The organism is Streptomyces sp. NPDC027962 (assembly GCF_055566095.1).
On sequence record NZ_JBVHTA010000027.1, the window covers coordinates 53,168 to 70,045 of the forward strand.

General features: G+C 70.9%; 16 protein-coding genes and 1 pseudogene. 10 read left to right on the forward strand and 7 right to left on the reverse strand.

All coding sequences use genetic code 11. The features are described 5' to 3' along the window. Window positions 1-88: 88 nt before the first annotated feature. On the reverse strand, window positions 89-2,107 hold the full coding sequence (locus ACZ4SA_RS23885) for a thioredoxin domain-containing protein (RefSeq protein ID WP_468277907.1): 2,019 nt from the start codon (window positions 2,105-2,107) through the stop codon (window positions 89-91). A 320-nt stretch (window positions 2,108-2,427) separates the two neighbouring features. Here ACZ4SA_RS23885 and ACZ4SA_RS23890 point away from each other — a divergent pair. Together ACZ4SA_RS23890 and ACZ4SA_RS23895 are read left to right on the forward strand one after the other, a co-directional pair. Then, window positions 2,428-2,559: pseudogene (locus ACZ4SA_RS23890) on the forward strand (Uma2 family endonuclease); the annotation flags it as partial. Window positions 2,560-2,690: 131 nt separating this feature from the next. After that, window positions 2,691-5,903 carry a tetratricopeptide repeat protein gene (locus ACZ4SA_RS23895; protein WP_468277910.1) on the forward strand — a complete coding sequence of 1,071 codons (3,213 nt, stop codon included), beginning with the start codon at window positions 2,691-2,693 and terminating at the stop codon, window positions 5,901-5,903. Window positions 5,904-6,028: 125 nt separating this feature from the next. Here the strand turns inward: ACZ4SA_RS23895 and ACZ4SA_RS23900 are convergent, their stop codons facing one another. Both ACZ4SA_RS23900 and mca read right to left on the reverse strand, forming a co-directional pair. Continuing rightward, entirely contained in the window at window positions 6,029-6,280 is a 252-nt protein-coding gene (locus ACZ4SA_RS23900) for a hypothetical protein (protein ID WP_468277912.1), read from the reverse strand. After that, a complete protein-coding gene (gene mca / locus ACZ4SA_RS23905; protein ID WP_468277914.1) occupies window positions 6,273-7,154 on the reverse strand; it encodes a mycothiol conjugate amidase Mca in 882 nt (293 codons plus the stop codon). Before mca ends, ACZ4SA_RS23900 begins: the two co-directional genes overlap by 8 nt. Before the next feature lie 97 nt (window positions 7,155-7,251). Between mca and ACZ4SA_RS23910 the strand changes: the two genes are divergently transcribed. Both ACZ4SA_RS23910 and greA read left to right on the forward strand, forming a co-directional pair. Beyond that, a complete protein-coding gene (locus ACZ4SA_RS23910; protein WP_468277917.1) occupies window positions 7,252-7,659 on the forward strand; it encodes a DUF4307 domain-containing protein in 408 nt (135 codons plus the stop codon). Between the two features lie 165 nt (window positions 7,660-7,824). Next, the gene (greA, locus tag ACZ4SA_RS23915) at window positions 7,825-8,322 is read left to right on the forward strand and encodes a transcription elongation factor GreA (RefSeq protein WP_468277919.1); all 498 of its coding nucleotides are present in this window, start codon (window positions 7,825-7,827) and stop codon (window positions 8,320-8,322) included. 74 nt (window positions 8,323-8,396) lie between these two features. On the opposite strand, the gene ACZ4SA_RS23920 is transcribed toward greA, so the two are convergent. The 3 genes from ACZ4SA_RS23920 to ilvA form a co-directional block, all read right to left on the reverse strand. Further along, the gene (locus ACZ4SA_RS23920; RefSeq protein WP_468277922.1) at window positions 8,397-9,254 is read right to left on the reverse strand and encodes an ABC transporter permease; all 858 of its coding nucleotides are present in this window, start codon (window positions 9,252-9,254) and stop codon (window positions 8,397-8,399) included. Further along, entirely contained in the window at window positions 9,251-10,270 is a 1,020-nt protein-coding gene (locus ACZ4SA_RS23925) for an ATP-binding cassette domain-containing protein (RefSeq protein ID WP_468277924.1), read from the reverse strand. Before ACZ4SA_RS23925 ends, ACZ4SA_RS23920 begins: the two co-directional genes overlap by 4 nt. A 175-nt stretch (window positions 10,271-10,445) precedes the next feature. Beyond that, window positions 10,446-11,675: a threonine ammonia-lyase gene (ilvA, locus tag ACZ4SA_RS23930; protein ID WP_468277926.1), complete on the reverse strand. Its 1,230-nt coding sequence runs from the start codon at window positions 11,673-11,675 to the stop codon at window positions 10,446-10,448. A gap of 174 nt (window positions 11,676-11,849) precedes the next feature. Between ilvA and ACZ4SA_RS23935 the strand changes: the two genes are divergently transcribed. From ACZ4SA_RS23935 to ACZ4SA_RS23950, 4 genes are all read left to right on the forward strand, one after another. Continuing rightward, a complete protein-coding gene (locus tag ACZ4SA_RS23935) occupies window positions 11,850-12,383 on the forward strand; it encodes a MarR family winged helix-turn-helix transcriptional regulator (protein WP_468277929.1) in 534 nt (177 codons plus the stop codon). A 32-nt stretch (window positions 12,384-12,415) separates the two neighbouring features. Then, on the forward strand, window positions 12,416-12,889 hold the full coding sequence (locus tag ACZ4SA_RS23940) for a sigma factor-like helix-turn-helix DNA-binding protein (RefSeq protein WP_468277932.1): 474 nt from the start codon (window positions 12,416-12,418) through the stop codon (window positions 12,887-12,889). Between the two features lie 49 nt (window positions 12,890-12,938). After that, window positions 12,939-13,190, forward strand: coding sequence for a hypothetical protein (locus tag ACZ4SA_RS23945; protein WP_468277935.1), 252 nt, complete (start codon window positions 12,939-12,941; stop codon window positions 13,188-13,190). A gap of 99 nt (window positions 13,191-13,289) precedes the next feature. Next, window positions 13,290-13,481 carry a DUF1059 domain-containing protein gene (locus ACZ4SA_RS23950; protein WP_468277937.1) on the forward strand — a complete coding sequence of 64 codons (192 nt, stop codon included), beginning with the start codon at window positions 13,290-13,292 and terminating at the stop codon, window positions 13,479-13,481. Window positions 13,482-13,583: 102 nt separating this feature from the next. Here the strand turns inward: ACZ4SA_RS23950 and ACZ4SA_RS23955 are convergent, their stop codons facing one another. Beyond that, window positions 13,584-14,738 carry a cystathionine gamma-synthase gene (locus ACZ4SA_RS23955; protein WP_468277939.1) on the reverse strand — a complete coding sequence of 385 codons (1,155 nt, stop codon included), beginning with the start codon at window positions 14,736-14,738 and terminating at the stop codon, window positions 13,584-13,586. Between the two features lie 70 nt (window positions 14,739-14,808). Here ACZ4SA_RS23955 and ACZ4SA_RS23960 point away from each other — a divergent pair, with 70 nt between their 5' ends. Continuing rightward, a complete protein-coding gene (locus ACZ4SA_RS23960) occupies window positions 14,809-15,912 on the forward strand; it encodes a hypothetical protein (RefSeq protein ID WP_468277941.1) in 1,104 nt (367 codons plus the stop codon). Between the two features lie 89 nt (window positions 15,913-16,001). Further along, a complete protein-coding gene (gene msrA / locus ACZ4SA_RS23965) occupies window positions 16,002-16,673 on the forward strand; it encodes a peptide-methionine (S)-S-oxide reductase MsrA (RefSeq protein ID WP_468277943.1) in 672 nt (223 codons plus the stop codon). Window positions 16,674-16,878: the final 205 nt, after the last annotated feature.

The window sequence follows — 16,878 nt, forward strand, 5'->3', positions numbered from 1 at the left end:
AGTACGCACGCCGACTTTCGTCGTTCAGGACAATAGAGGCGGAGGATTGCGTTCCGGTGCTCGTCCGTTAAATTCCGTAGTTCTGCTCTCAGCTGGTGAGTTTTCGGACAAGTTCTGATGCGCTTGTGGTCGGTGAATCGCACACGAATCCGCGGCAGACATAGGCTGCCGAACTGCCGTTCACCAAAGGACGGTCCCGCAGCAACGGAAACTCGTCACTGTCCGGCTCGCCGACGGCGACGGCCAGTCCGGGTGCCGTGCCCAGCAGCGCCGTACGGTGCAACTCCCTTACCGCCGGGTCGCCCTGAGGGCCGACGACCGCCACCTCGCGCGGCCCGTCCAACAGCGCCTCCGCCACCGCGAGCCCCCATCCGATGAACCGCGGAGCACGCGGGCCCAGAGCCTTCACCACCCCCAACGCGCCTTCCGCAGCGGCGCGATGGGCCTCCGACCCCGTGTGCGCCGCGTACAGCAGAAGCGCGCCGGCAGCCGCCGACCAGCCCGAGGGCGCGGCGTTGTCCGTGGGGTCCTGGGGACGCCGGATCAGCTGCTCCGCGTCGTGCGCGGTGTCGTACAGCGCCCCGCCCTCCGCGGTGAACTGGTCGATGACGATGTCCAGCAGGAAGCCGGCGAACTCCAGCCACGTGCCCTCGCCGCCGACGGCCGCGAGGGCGAGGAAGCCCTCCGCCACATCGGCGTAGTCCTCGAGTACACCCGCGTTGGCGCCGGCCCTGCCGTCCTTGGACGTGCGGGCGAGACGTACGCCGCCCGCGGAGAAGTCCATGTGCACCCGGACCAGCAGGTCCGCGGCCTCGGTGGCCCGCTCGACCAGGTCCGGGCGGTCGAAGTACGCCCCGGTCTCGGCGAGCGCGGCGATGGCGAGCCCGTTCCAGGCCGCCACCACCTTGTCGTCGCGGCCCGGGCGCGGCCGCTCCTCGCGGGCCGCGAGCAGCCTGCTCCTGATACCTTCCTCCGCCTCGCCGCGCGGGAGTTGCAGGACGGAGGCGCCCTCCTCGAAGGTGCCCTCCTCCGTGACGCCGAACATCTCCGCCGCCCGCGCCCCGTCCTCGTCGCCGAGCACCTCGCGCAGCTGCGCCGGCGTCCACACGTAGAACGCGCCCTCGGCGTGACCGCCGTCCGCCGTGTCGCTGTCCGCGTCCAGCGCGGAGGCGAACCCACCCTCGGCGGTGCGCATCTCGCGCACCAGGAAGTCCGCGGTCTCCAGCGCGACCCGCCGCGCCAGGTCGCTGCCGGTGGCGCGCCACAGGTGGGCGTAGACGCGGCACAGCAGGGCGTTGTCGTAGAGCATCTTCTCGAAGTGCGGAACCGTGAATTCCCTGTCAACCGAGTACCGGGCGAAGCCGCCGCCGAGCTGGTCGTAGATGCCACCGCGTGCCATCGCCTCACAGGTGTGCGCGGCCATCTCCAGGGCGCCCTGCGCGCCCGTGCGGGCATGGTGCCGCAGCAGGAACTCGAGGACCATCGACGGCGGGAACTTCGGCGCACCGCCGAACCCGCCGTGCCGCTCGTCGTAGTCCCGGGTCAGCCCGAGCAGGGCGCCCGCGAGCTCCTCCTCGCCCGGCACGCCCTGCCCGCCGTGCGCGAGGGAGCGCGACGCCAGATCGCGGGTGATCTTCCGCGCGACCTCGGCCACCTCCTCCGGCCGCCCGGTCCACGCCTCGCCGACACCCTCCAGCACCTGCCGGAAGGACGGCATCCCGTGCCGGGGCGCGGGCGGGAAGTACGTACCGAAGTAGAACGGCTCCCCCTCGGCGGTCATCCACACGGACATCGGCCAGCCGCCCTGCCCGGTCGCCGCCTGAACGGCCTCCATGTACACGGCGTCGACATCGGGCCGCTCCTCACGGTCGACCTTGATGTTGACGAAGTGCTCGTTCATGTACGCGGCGGTGTCCGCGTCCTCGAAGCTCTCGTGCGCGAGCACATGACACCAGTGGCAGCTGCTGTACCCGACGCTCAGGAACACCGGCACGTTGCGCCGCCTCGCCTCCTCGAAGGCGGCAGGCTCCCACTGCCACCAGTCGACGGGGTTCTCGGCGTGCTGGAGGAGGTACGGGGACGTGGCCTGCGCAAGTCGGTTCGCCATGCCTCCATCCTCGCGCACAGCCTGCGCCGTGGCCCGGGGGCGGGTCCGGCGCGGCTGCGGCCGCGTCAGTCGTCGCGATCCTGCCAGGTGGTCACGTGTGCAGCACATCAACATCCGCCACCCGGAGCGCTTCACCGTGATCGGGAACCGCCTCGCCCAGCACGAGAACCTCACCCTCACGGCCATCGGGCTGTCCACGCATGTCCAGTCCCTCAAGGCGGGAACAGTCATCTCGATACGGGCCATCGCCCAACGCTTCCCCGAGAGCGAGAAGCGCGTCGCCGACGCCTTCAAGAGCTGGAGGCAGCCGGGTACACGTGACGGGCGTCCCGCTCGTCTACACGTACGTCCTGGACCCGGCGACCCGCGTCCACCGGGACGCGGACGTGTTCACCGGCGTGGTGAAGGCCGTTGCGCCGTTCGCCGTCGAGGTCGGCCTCGGCGCGCTCTGAGCCGACGGCCGCTCCCGATCCGTCCCCACCGGAAACCCTCGCACTTCCCCCCCGGGGCAACGACACTTGACGGTGCAACAGATGGGTAGCCACACGGAAACCGGGTCCTTCCCGGGGGGCGGGGGACATACATGCGGGACAGCCACCGGGCGGAAGCGGAACGGCTGTTGGCACGCGCAGTGGAGGAGGAGGAGGGGCGGTCCGGCGGCCGGTTCGACGGGGGCGCGCTGCTTGCCCGCAGCCGGGCCGCGCTCGACTCCATGGCGGCGAGCGCGAGCGAGGAGTACGCCGCGTACGAGCAGGCGCTCGAGGAGGCGGAGGCAGGGCAGCTGCCGCTGGCCGAACGGTTCAGCCGGAAGAACCTCGCAACACCGGTCCTGGTCACGGCCGTTGCCGCAGCCGCCGCCGTCGGCGCGGACGTAGCACTCGGGACGGCCATGGGCACCGCGTTCGGCGCGGGCGCCGTCGTCGCCGTGGCCGGGGCGGCGACCACCGTCGCCAAGGTGACCGCCTCCCACTGGCCGGCCGCGCACCGCAGGGCCGGGGCCCTGGGGCAGCCGGGCGGTGCGGAGCAGCTGCGGCTGCAGTGGCTGACCGCCCTGGAGGTACGGGGCATCCGCCCGTTCCTGGACCAGCAGCGGATGCTGGCCTCGTCGACGCGTCCCTCCACCGCGAAGAAGGCCTCTGTGGTGCCGCAGCTGCGTGGGGCGGACCGGTCGGCCGCCGCGCGCCGCAGGTCCGTGCTGGAGCAGTCGTTCGGGCATCTGCCGCAGCCGGGGGGCCCGTTCGCGGGCCGGCGGGAGGAGATGGCGCAGATCACGCAGTGGGTGCAGGCCGCCCGCGCGTCGACCCGGACGCGTCCGGTGGTCGTGGTGCTCCACGGCGAGCTCGGTTCCGGGCGCACCACGCTCGCCGTGCGGGCGGCACAGCACCTCAAGGACCTGTTCCGCGGCGCCTGCGTGGTCGATCTGCGGGGCGAGAGCGAGCAGCCGCTGGCCACCCGTGACGCGCTGCTGCACCTGCTGAACCGGCTCGGCGCCCCGCGCGAGCAACTGCTGTTCCGCGAGAGGTCGTCCGCCGAGCAGCAGGTCCGGCGGCTGGGCGAGCTGTACCACCAGCATCTGACCGACCTGCCGGTGACGGTGGTACTGGACGACGCGAGCGACGCTGCCCAGGTGCGCACGCTGATACCGGAGCGGTCGGACAGCCTGGTGCTGGTGACGTCCCGCGCGCCGCTCGACCTGCCCGACGACGTCCCGGCCCGGGTGCACCAGCTGCCGGTGGACGCCCTGGACGCGGCGGGCGCGGAGGAGCTCCTGCGGGCCGCGGCCGGGGAGGCTTCACCGGGGCCGTACGACGCGCAGTCGGCCGACGAGGTGAAGGAGTTGTGCGGCGGACTGCCGCTGGCGCTGCGGGTGGCGGGCTCGTCGCTCGCAGAGCGCTCCGCCGACAAGCTGGCCGCGGATCTCGCGGCGTACGGGCCGGCCGATCCGGTCGAGCGGGCCCTGCGGCTGCGCTACACCGACCAGTCCGAGCAGGCACAGCGGCTGCTGCGGCGGCTCGCGCTGGCGGGACGGGCGTCGCTCGGCCCGGCCGCCGCGGCGGCGCTGCTGGCCACCGGCGACCAGGAGGCGAAGCGGCTGCTGGGGGCCCTCGCGCAGGCGGGGCTGATCGACCATGTGCGCTCCGAGCGATACCGGCTGCACGACGCGGTGCGCGCCTTCGCCCGGGCCCGGCTGCTGGACGAGGAGGACGCCCCCGACCGCGCCGCCGCGCAGGAGCGGCTGATCCACAACTACGCCGAGCTGGCAGGCGCGGTGATCCGCATGGTCGACGGCAAGATGTCCACGCGTGCGGGCCGGTTCGGGGCATACGGCTTCCCCTCGCTCGACGCGGCGCTGCGCTGGCTCGACGAGGAGTCCAGCTTCATCACGTCCGCGCTGCGGCACGCGGAAGGCGTCGACCAGCAAGCCGTGCTGGGGCTGCTGGGCGCCTTGTGCGACTACTGCCTGCTGCGCGGCGACCTCTACCGGCTGGGCGAGATCAGCGAGCTGACGCAGGCCGTGGACCAGGGTCTGCTGGAGCGTTCGGTGCGCTGGCGCACGGGTATCGCGGCCCGGCAGCTCGGTGACCTGGACAAGGCGCGTACGACGCTCTCGTCGGTCGTGGGTCTGTACCAGGACGCGCACCAGGACGCGGGGGCGGCCCTCGCGCTGTGCTCGCTGGGGATCACGCTCCACCACCAGGGCAATCTCACGGAGGCCGCGGCCAAGCTGCACGAGGCGATCGACCTGCAGGCCTCCGACGAGCAGGCGGAGGACCGTGCCTGGTCGCTGCACGCCCTGGCGGCCGTGGAGCGCGACCGGGCGAACCTCGCCGAGGCGGTGCGGCTGCTGGAGGCCGCGCTGGCGCTGCACCAGGAGGGCGAGTCGCTGCACGGTGAGGCGTGGACCCGGTTCCACCTGGGCCAGGTGTCACTGCGGACAGGCGACGTACCGGCCGCCGAGTCCGCGCTGCGGGAGGCCCTCGAGCTGTACAGCCGCACCCACGACGGCCGCGGTGAGGCATGGGCACTCACGCAGCTGGCGCGTGCCCGCCTCGTCGACGGCGACCCGGCGCCCGCCGTGGAGGGGCTCCGCCAGGCGCTGGCCCGCCACCGCGAGAACGAGGACGCCCGCGGCGAGGGGTGGACGCTGTACTACCTGGGCCAAGCCCTGGAGGAGGCGGGCGACCGCGACCAGGCGGTACGGGATTTGGAGAGGGCGCGGACGATGTTCTCGCGGATGCGGGACGTGTACGGGCTGGCCTGCGCCCGCCACCACTCGGGCCGGGTCACCCGCGACCAGCTCGCTGCCCGCACCGGAAGCCTGCGCAACTCCGGCTTCGCCCGCCAGCTCCTCGTCGACGCCCGTGCCGACTTCTCCCGTATCGGGCTCGCGCACGGCGAGGCGTGGACCTGCCTGGAACTGGCGATGATCGACGGGGGCAACAACCGTGCGCCGCAGGCGCTGGACCTGTGCGGCGAGGCGGCGGCCCTGTTCACCTCGTACGGCGACGAGCGCGGCGCCGACTGGGCGCGCTTCCTGCGCTGCACGCTCCTGCCGTACGCGTCCCCGGGCGGCATCGAGGTGGGCACGGTGGTGGCCCAGGAGGAGCTGTCCCGGCTGATGGCCGCCACGCACCCGTCGCGCGACGCCAAGCTGGAGGACTGCGCCGAGGCCCTGGCGGTGATGCTGGAGCGCGGCGTGCGCCTCGAGGACGGCTGGCAGGCCTGGCACCTCGGCCTGGTCCCGAACCGGCACGCGCGGGAGGTCATGGGGGTGCGGGTGGAGACGGCGCGGTAGCGGCAGGGCAGCCTCATGCGCCGTGGCAGGCATGGACGGACTCCCCTGGACGCGCCGGGTCCCGGGCGCCGGGCAGCCTCATGGGCCCGGACCGCTGCGGCGGCCCGGGCCCATGCGTGACGGCGTCAGGCCGAGGCCGAGCCCGTCGTGCGGCTCTCGGGCGCGGACTTCGCGGAGTCCGGGTCCGGAGCCTCCTCGAAGTTCACCCGGCCCATGTGGCGGTTCATGGACTTCATCAGGGCCCACACACCGACCGCCAGCGCCGCGAAGACGAGAAAGCCCAGGACACCAGGGGTGACCTTGTTCTCGTCGAGCTCCTTGGCGAGGGTGGCCATGTGCGTCATTGCGAGGTTTGCGCTTGCGCTCATGTCAGGCATTGTCGCGGACGCCCGCGAAGAGGTCGTCCTCGGGGAGGGAAGTATCGACGAGCGACTTCGCCAGCTCGTACTCCTCCGTCGGCCAGACCTCCTGCTGGATCTCCATGGGGACGCGGAACCAGCCGCCCTCCGGGTCGATCTGCGTGGCGTGCGCGATCAGCGCCCGGTCGCGGGTCTCGAAGAAGTCGGCACACGGCACGTACGTGGTCAGCGTCCGCTCCGTGCGCTGGAACTCCTTCCAGCGCTCCAGCCACTCCCCGTAGGGGGACTCGATGCCGCGCGCGAGCAGCGCCTCGTGGAGGGCAACCGTGCGCGGGCGGTTGAAGCCCTGGTTGTAGTAGAGCTTCTGCGGCTGGTAGGCCTCGCCGTACTCGGACTCCGGGAACTTCTCCCGGTCGGCCGCCCCTTCGAACGCCACCATCGTGATCTTGTGGGTCATGATGTGGTCGGGGTGCGGGTAGCCGCCGTTCTCGTCGTAGGTCGTGATGACCTGGGGACGGAAGGCGCGGATCTTGCGCACCAGCTCACCGGCCGCCTTGTCGACGTCCTCGAGGGCGAAGCAGCCCTGCGGAAGCGGCGGCAGCGGGTCACCCTCGGGCAGGCCGGAGTCGACGAAGCCGAGCCACTCCTGCTTGACGCCGAGGATCTCGCGCGCCTCTTCCATCTCCTTCCTGCGGACCTCGTGGATGTTCTCCTCGATGTAGGCGTCGCCCTGGAGCTTCGGATTGAGGATGGAGCCGCGCTCGCCCCCCGTGCAGGTCACGACCAGCACGTCCACCCCCTCGGACACATACTTGGCCATCGTCGCCGCGCCCTTGCTCGACTCGTCGTCGGGGTGGGCGTGCACGGCCATCAGTCGCAGCTGCTCAGTCAAGACTCGATCCTCAATGAATAGTCGCGTCGTGCAACTCATATAGTGACCGAATCGGGGGACGGAAAATTCCTGCATCCGGCTCTTGAGAGGAACGATCATGGCGGCTGTCGGCGAGAAGCTTCCGCAGGGGCGCTATGGACGCTCCGCGGACGAGCACGCGGACCGCAAGCTGCGGATCGTGGGCGCCGTGCTCGGGGTGGGCCTGCTCGGCCTCGTCGGCTGGTTCGGCTACGACTACGTCGCGGGCACGAAGATCAGCGCCGAAGTGATCAAGTTCGATGTGACCGAGGGCGCGGACGAGGTCCAGGTGCATCTCGAGGTGCGCAAGGACGAGGCCGCCACGGGCAGCTGCACACTGCGGGCTCTCGCGGAGGACGGCGGCGAGGTCGGCCGGCTGGATGTGCGCATCGGCCACGAGGGTGAGAGCCGCATCGACCAGGTCGTGAAGATCCGTACGACCCGGCAGGCGACCAGCGCGGAGCTGATGGGCTGCCACGCCGGGTGATGTCACCCGTGGCGCCCCGCTGAGCAGGGGTTCTTCATCCACTGGGACTTTCGTCCTCCCCCTTTCCCGCGGGAATTGTTAGGCTCGTGGTTTCGCCCGCCCGTGGAGGAACATTCTTCTGGGTAGGGCGATGCTTTGTATTCCCAGTACCTACGAGGAGCACCTGTGACCCAGACCAGCGACAACGTCACCTGGCTGACCCAGGAGGCGTACAACCAGCTCAAGGCCGAGCTGGAGTACCTGTCTGGTCCGGCGCGCACCGAGATCGCCAAGAAGATCGAGGCAGCGCGTGAGGAGGGGGACCTGCGGGAGAACGGCGGGTACCACGCGGCCAAGGAGGAGCAGGGCAAGCAGGAGCTCCGTGTGCGCCAGCTGACCCAGCTCCTGGACAACGCCAAGGTCGGCGAGGCCCCGGCGGACGACGGCATCGTCGAGCCCGGCATGGTCGTCACGATCGCCTTCGACGGCGACGAGAACGACACCCTGACGTTCCTGATGGCGTCGCGCGAGTACGCGAGTTCCGACATCGAGACGTACTCGCCGCAGTCGCCGCTGGGCGTCGGCGTGAACGGCAAGAAGGTCGGCGACGACGCGGAGTACGAGCTGCCGAACGGCAGGACGGCCTCGGTGACGATCCTCGCGGCCAAGCCCTACTCGGCCTGAGCGAGGCGCAGACACGGCGAAGGGGCCGGACCGCGTGAAGCGGTCCGGCCCCTTCGCCGTGCTCGTGGCGCCGGTCAGGCGGCGGCGGAGCGGTACTTGCGGACCGCCAGGGTGCGGAAGACCACCAGGATCACCACGGACCACAGCACCGAGGCCAGGATCGGGTGCTGCATGGGCCAGGCGTCTGCCGCCTGGAAGCCCGGCGGCAGGTTGCCGAACAGTTCACGGCATGCCTGGACCGTGGCGCTGAACGGATTCCACTCCGCGACGGTGCGCAGGAAGCCGGGCATCTTGTTGGCGTCCACGAAGGCGTTGGATATGAACGTCAGCGGGAAGAGCCAGATCAGACCACCGGAGGTGGCTGCCTCGGGGGTGCGCACCGAGAGGCCGATCAGGGCGCCGATCCACGAGAAGGCGTAGCCGAGCAGAAGCAGCAGCAGGAAGCCGAGCAGGACCTTGCCGATGTTCTCGTGGACACGCCAGCCGACGATGAGGGCGACGACCGCGAGCACCACGAGGGTCAGCGCGGTCTGCACCAGGTCGGCGAGCGTACGGCCGGTGAGGACGGCGCCGCGCGCCATGGGCAGCGAGCGGAAGCGGTCGATGAGGCCCTTGTGCATGTCGTCGGCGATGCCCGCGCCCGCCCCCGCCGTGGCGAAGGTGACCGTCTGGGCGAAGATGCCGGCCATCAGGAATTCGCGGTAGTCGGCGGCGGATGTGGAGCCGCCGACCTCGATGGAGCCGCCGAAGACATAGGTGAAGAGCACCACGAACATGATCGGCTGGATCAGGCCGAAAATGATCATCTCCGGGATGCGCATCATCCTGATCAGATTGCGCTTGGCCACGACCAGCGAGTCGCCGACCGCCTGCCCGATGCCGCCCTTGGGGCGGGGCGCCGCGATCGGCGCGGCTTCTGTGGTGGCGCTCACCTGGCGCTCTCCTTCCTGGACTTGCGGCCGGACCCTTCGGCCCGTGCCTCGGTGCCTGCGGGGTCCGCGTCCGCGATCTCGGCCACGTGCCCGGTGAGCGAGATGAAGACGTCGTCGAGGGTGGGGCGGCGCAGGCCGATGTCGTCGATCTCCACGCCGCGGGTGTCGAGGTCGCGGATGACCTCGGCGAGCAGCTTGGCGCCACCCGTGACGGGGACGGTGAGCTTGCGGGTGTGTTCGGCGACGGCGACCTCGCCCTTGCCGTAGGAGGCGAGCACCTCGCGGGCCGGGAGAATCTGGTCGCGCTCGTGCACCACGACCTCGACCCGCTCGCCGCCGGTGCGGGCCTTGAGCTGGTCGGAGGTGCCGCGGGCGATGACCTTGCCGTGGTCGACGACGCAGATGTCGTCGGCGAGATGGTCCGCCTCTTCCAGGTACTGCGTGGTCAGCAGGAGTGTCGTACCGCCGCCGACGAGCTCCTGGATGACCTCCCACAGCTGCTGGCGGTTGCGCGGGTCAAGGCCGGTGGTCGGCTCGTCCATGAACATCACGGGCGGGGAGACGACCAGTGCCGCGGCCAGGTCGAGCCGGCGGCGCATACCGCCGGAGTACGTCTTGGCGGGGCGGTCGGCGGCGTCGGCGAGATTGAAGCGCTCGAGCAGCCGGCCCGCCCGTGCCCTCGCGTCCCTGGCGCTCATCTGGTAGAGCTGCCCGACCATCTGGAGGTTCTCCCGGCCGGTCAGATACTCGTCGACGGCGGCGAACTGGCCGGAGAGGCCGATGGACCTGCGCACCTCGTTGGGGTACTTGAGGACATCGATGCCGGCGACGACGGCGGAGCCGCTGTCGGGCTGCAGCAGAGTGGTCAGTACCCGCACGGTCGTGGTCTTGCCGGCGCCGTTGGGGCCGAGAAGTCCGAGCACCGTGCCTTCGGGGACGTCGAGATCGACGCCGTCCAGTGCCCTTACATCGCCGAAGGTCTTCACGAGACCTTCGGCGTAGATGGCGCCTGGCATAGGGGGTCTCCCAAGGTGAAAAGTGGATGGGTGCGTCCGCGCAGAAGGAGGTGGTTCGCCGGCGATCCCGCCGTTGGCGGGAACATGACGGAACCACCATAACGCGATACATCGCGTTACTCAAGTATGTCGCGTTACCCTGCGCACAGGTATCGCGATGTGGGTCGCGAGGTGGCTAGCCCATGACCGTGTAACCCGCGGCGCGCAGCGTCGCCGCGACCTCCTCGCAGTGCTCGGGGCCCTTCGTCTCCAGATGCAGCTCCACCTCCGCCTCCGTGAGCCCCAGCCGTGGATCGGTGCGTACATGACTCACATCGAGAACATTGGCATCCGCCACTGACAACGCACCGAGAAGTCCGGCCAGCGCCCCGGGCCGGTCGGTCAGACGCAGCCGCAGCGACAGATACCTGCCCGCCGCCGCCATGCCGTGCCGCAGAATGCGCTGCATCAGCAGCGGGTCCACATTGCCGCCCGACAACAGGGCGACAACCGGGCCCTCGAAGGACTTCGGATCGCTCATCAGCGCGGCCACCGAGCTCGCCCCCGCCGGCTCGACGACCATCTTCGCCCGCTCGAGACACAGCAGCAGCGCACTGGAGAGCGCGTCCTCGGAAACCGTACGGACTTCGTCGACAAGATCGCCAACGATTTTGAAGGGCACATCGCCCGGGCGCCCCACCTTGATGCCGTCGGCCATCGTCGACGGCTCCCGGATGGAGACCGGACGTCCCGCCGCGAGCGACGGGGGATAGGCGGCGGCGCCCTCCGCCTGCACGCCGATCACCTTCACATCGGGACGCACCGCCTTCACCGCGACAGCGATGCCGGCCGCCAGACCGCCGCCCCCGATCCCGACGACGATCGTCCGCACCTCCGGGCACTGCTCAAGGATCTCCAGACCCACCGTGCCCTGCCCGGCGACGATGTCGGGATGGTCGAAGGGGTGGATGAAAACGGCACCCGTCTCGCTCGCGTACTCCTGCGCCGCGGCCAGCGTCTCGTCGACCACCTGCCCGTGCAGCCGGACGTCCGCGCCGTACTCCCTGGTCGCCGCGACCTTCGGCAACGGGGCTCCGACCGGCATGAAGACCGTGGAGTGCACGCCCAGCAGCGACGACGCCAGCGCCACACCCTGCGCATGGTTGCCCGCGGACGCGGCGACGACGCCCGCCGCCCGCTCCTCGGGCCGCAGGCCGGCGATCCGCACGTACGCCCCGCGCAGCTTGAAGGAGCCGGTGCGCTGCAGGTTCTCGCACTTGAGATGGACGGGCGCCCCGACCAGCTGCGAAAGGTACCTGCTGCCCTCCATCGCCGTGACCCTGGCGACGCCGGACAGCATCTTCTGCGCCCCCCGGATGTCGTCGAGAATCACGGAACGAAGGATCTCGGGCGCACGGAAGCTCATGCCGCAAGTCTCGCAGTTCGGCCCCTGAGGCGCGGTGGCGTCCGCATCCCGGGCCAGGAGCGGGGAGCGGTTTGTGCAGCGCAGGCACGGGTGGGCCCAGGGCCGCGTACTCTGTCCCCCACCAACCGACCACCGCACAAGAGAGCCCCCGCAGCCATGCCCACTTCTCAGGACATGACGACCACTGCGTCTGCCTCCCGGGGGAACCCCACCTCCGAACCGCCCAGCGGCCCCGGTCTCCTCGATGCCCTCCAGCACCAGGTGGCCCTGTTCGCCCGCCGTGCGGAACAGACCCGGCTCGGCGGAGTCGGCCAGGTCCGCAACTCGATGGACCGCGCCGCGTACCTGTTGCTCAACCGCCTCGACATCGAAGGTCCGATGGGCGTCAAGGCGCTGGCCGCCTCGATGGGCATCGACTCCTCGACCGTGACCCGGCAGGTGGCGCCGCTCGTCGACACCGGTCTGGTCAAACGCACCTCGCACCCGGAGGACGGCCGCGCCGTCGTGCTCCAGCTGTCCCCGCGCGGCCAGGCCCGGCTCCAGGAGGTCCGCGACTCGCGGCGCGAGCTCATGTCGCAGGTCACCGAGGGCTGGACGGAGAGCGAGCGCGAAGCGTTCTGCACACTCCTCACCCGTTTCAACTCGGCGCTCTCCGCCCGCCAGGCAGGCCTGCCCGCCTCGGACAGGGACACCACGCCGACCTCTTGACCTGGGCCCGTCCCCGGGCCCTATATGAGGACGTGAGCGAGCGGCAGTCGGCCATGGACCGCCGCCGCGCCCGGGAGTTCGATGCCTTCGTGGCGGGCGCGGCGAGCCGACTGCTGCACGTCGCGACACTGCTGACGGCCGAACCCCCGGCCGCCAACCCTCGCGCGCAACGGCTGCTGACCGCCTCGCTTGCCCGTACGTACGCGCACTGGGACCGGCTGCGCGGCGAGGATCCGTACAACCGCACCCGCCAGGAGCTCGCCGTCCGCTTCGCGCGCAACGCCTGGCGCTATCACCGGGTGCACGGCGGGGTACTGGACCGCCTCAGCCCGCAGGAGCGGCTGATCCTCGTGCTGCGGCTGCACGAGGGCGTCGCGGAGGAGCAGACAGCGGCTGTCATCGGACTGCCGGCGGACCGGGTGCGGGCCGTCTGCAGCCGTGCGGTCTCCGCCATGCGCGGCACCCCCCGCACACCGCACCGACCCGTCCTGCGGATCGTGTCATGAACCGGATCACGTCGAACGGACCCGAGCGCGGTGAGGACGAGGACGCGTCGTGAACGGGCCCGAGCGCAAAGAGGTCGAGGTCCGCCGGATGATGGACGGTCCGCACCCCGTGGTCCCTGCCGGCCTCGGCCCCCTCGCCGCCGAACAGGGCGTACGGCTGCTGCGCCGACGGCGCGCCCTGCGCCGGGTGTGGCTCGTGCTGCTGCTCGTGGCGGTGATCGCCTTCACGGCGTGGGCCACGGTCGCCGAGCCGTGGACGGCGCCTCCGTCGGACACCACGCCGCCTCTGGAGGGCTGGTGACGCCCGGGGTGGTTCGGCCTCACGCCTGAGGTGGTTCGCCCTCTTCATCCGGATCTATCCTGAGATGAGCGGCACTTTGAACGAGCCCAGGAGGCCTTCATGACCAGGAAAGTAGTCGATTGCCGCGACACCCCGAGCGTCTCCGGATGCACCCTCGCCATCAGCGGTGAGGAAGAGGAAGTCGTACGGGCGGCCGCGGAGCACGCCGTCTCCGTTCACGGACACACCGACAATGCCGAGCTGCGGCAGATGATCCGCGAATCCCTGAAGGACGAGAAGGTCGGCGTCTGAGGCAGCCGCGGAACGCACCGCCGCAGACCCTCGAAAGGACGCTGCCCGCAAACCCCCGCAAGAAGTCGGGGGCCTGCGGCACGTCAGGAGCGTGTCAGCGTGTCAGCCCAGCGCCTGCTGCAGATCGGCCAGCAGGTCGTCCGCCGCCTCGATACCCACCGACAGACGGACCAGGTCACCAGGGACCTCTAGCGCGGAGCCCACGACGGACGCGTGCGTCATCCGGCCCGGGTGCTCGATCAGCGACTCCACACCGCCCAGGGACTCGCCCAGTGTGAACAGCCCGGCGCGGTTGCAGACCTCCACCGCCGCCTGCTCGCCGCCCTCGACGCGGAAGGAGACCATGCCGCCGAAGGCGCGCATCTGCTTGGCCGCGATCTCGTGGCCCGGGTGCTCGGGCAGCCCCGGGTAGAGGACCTGGGTGACCTTCGGGTGCCGGGTGAGCATCTCGGCGACACGCGTCGCGTTCTCGCTGTGCCGGTCCATGCGGACCGGCAGCGTCTTGATCCCGCGCAGCACAAGCCATGCGTCGAACGGTCCGGCGACCGCACCCATCGCGTTCTGGTGGTACGCCAGTTCCTCGCCGAGATCGGCGTCGGCGGCGATCAGCGCACCGCCGACGACGTCCGAGTGCCCACCCATGTACTTGGTCAACGAGTGCACGACGACGTCCGCGCCGAGCGCGATCGGCTGCTGCAGATAAGGGCTGGCGAAGGTGTTGTCGACGACGAGCTTCGCGCCCGCCGAACGCGCGATGTCGGCGACGGCCGCGATGTCGGTGATCCCGAGCAGTGGGTTCGACGGCGTCTCGACCCAGATCACCTTCGTACGGTCCGTGACCGACGCCCGCACCGCGGCGGGGTCGGACGTGTCCGCGACGGAGAAGTCCACGCCCCAGCGCTCGACCACCTTGGCGAAGAGCCGGAACGTGCCGCCGTACGCGTCGTTCGGGATCACCACGTGCGCCCCGGGGGACAGCAGCGTCCGCAGCAGGCAGTCCTCCGCCGCGAGCCCGGACGCGAAGGCGAGACCGCGCCGGCCGCCCTCGATCGCGGCGAGGTTCTCCTCGAGCGCGGTGCGCGTGGGGTTGGCGCTGCGGCTGTACTCGTATCCGCCGCGCAGGCCCCCCACGCCGTCCTGCTTGTACGTGGACACCTGGTAGATGGGCGGGACGACCGCGCCGGTCAGCGGATCCGCCGTGTTGCCCGCATGGATGGCGCGGGTCTCGAAGCTCTGCAAGCTGTGCTGATCGCTCATGAGCCCCGAGCGTAGTCCCGTACCGGACCGGGCGTGTCCGATCGCCGCCCACGTCCGGGACAATGGGCTCATGGAGATTCTCTGGTTCCTGATCGCACTGTGCATGCTGGTCGCGATCATCGGCCCCGCGGTGCTGCGCCGCCGCAACGGCATCCGGCTCGCCGAGCGCGGCTCGCCCGACGCCGCTGACCCGGACGACTACGGCTTCGTACGCCAGGAGCTGCTGGACGTCCGGATGCCCGGACCGGACCAGGACCTCCTCGACGTACTGGACGTCGTCCAGCACACCCAGGACTGGAAAGCCGCGTCGCAGCTGCTCGCCGGGACCCCGAAGGAGAGCGAGCAGCGCTGGCAGCGCGTCCAGGCGTTCGCCGGCGCCGCCTCCCTCGAACTGCAGCAGCAGCCCGGCGTCGGAGGGGCGTGGCTGCGCAACTGGCGCTCCGAGGCCCCGAAGGACGCGGGTGCGGCGCAGGTGCACGCCGAGTTCCTGGTGCAGCAAGCCTGGCGCACGTCGACCGTGGGCGCGGACGACTTCCGGATCATCCTGGAGGAGGCCCGCACCGTCTGCGGAGAGGCCGCGCTCCTCGCTCCCGGCGACCCCGTGCCGTACATCGTCGAGCTGGCCGTCGCCCGCGGACTGGGCTACAGCAACGAGCAGTTCGACCAGCTGTGGGCGAAGGTGATCGACCGCGCCCCCGACCACATGGGCGCCCACCTGGCCGCGCTGCACCACCTGTGCGAGAAGTGGCACGGCTCGCGCGAGGAGGCGGACCACTTCGCCACGACCGCCGCGGCCCGCGCCCCGCACGGCTCCCTGCTCGCCGCCCTCCCGCTCTTCGCACTCTACGAGCACCTGCCGGAGGTGAACCTCGTGCGCTCCTTCTACCAGAGCGCGGTGGTCACCAAGGCCATGGAGGGCGCGCTGTTCGCCGTGCACTCCGCCCGTCCCGACGACCCGATGCTCGCGCACGTACGCCACATGCTCGTCGTCTTCCTGGTGAACTCCGAGCGGTGGGCGGAGGCGATGCACCAGCTGGTGCAGGTCGACGGGCATGTCGGCGCGCTCCCGTGGACGACGGAGCCCGACCCGGCGGCGGCGTACACGGTCTACCGTGCCCTGGCGGTCGCCGGTTACGAGGCGAACGGCGGCAACCCGGCGACACTACTGCGTTAGCGCCTTGCAGGCGCCCGTGCAGGCCGGCGGAATTCATGGCGGCACCGGGACGTTGTTCCGGGTGCCGTCACCGTGAAGGAGAACCAGCCATGCTCTTCGGCCGTACGCCCGTGCTGCCCACCCCCGAGCAGGCCCTCAGGGGCCGCCCCGACCCGTCCTTCACGGTCCCCGACCGCCACACCGTCCTCGGCAACCCCCTGCTGGGGCCCTACCCCGCGCACCTGGAGACCGCGGACTTCGCGCTGGGCTGCTTCTGGGGCGCGGAGCGCAAGTTCTGGCAGACCCCGGGCGTGTGGACGACCCTGGTCGGCTACCAGGGCGGCTACACGGAGAACCCCACGTACGAAGAGGCCTGCTCGGGCATGACGGGCCACACGGAAGCGGTCCGCGTCGTCTTCGACCCGTCGGTCGTGTCGTACGAAACCCTGCTGAAGCTGTTCTGGGAGTCCCACAACCCGACGCAGGGCTTCCGCCAGGGCAACGACGTCGGCACCCAGTACCGCTCCGCGATCTACACCCACTCCCCCGCCCAGGCCGCGGCGGCGAAGTCGTCCCGCGACGCATACCAGAAGGTCCTGACGGGCTCGGGCTACGGCACGATCACGACGGAGATCCTCCCGGCGGAAGGCCGCCCGTTCTATCCGGCTGAGGCGTATCACCAGCAGTACCTCGAGAAGAACCCGGCGGGCTACTGCGGCATCGGCGGCACGGGCGTCTCCTGCCCGATCGGCGTCACCAGGGCTCAGTCCCCGGAGGCCTGACGCCGCTCAGGGCGACGATCCGCCGGCGGGCCCGGGCACCGGGCGAGCACCGTGATCGGCGGGCCTCACGCCCGCCGAATCCACTTGTTTCGGTCCCGGAACGCGGCGGTTCCGAGGCCGATGCCCGCGTCGACGCGGCGAGCCGCACGGGCTGGGTACCGCCCGTATCGCACGCGGGCGGCGGCTTCGAGGAACGGTAAGGAAG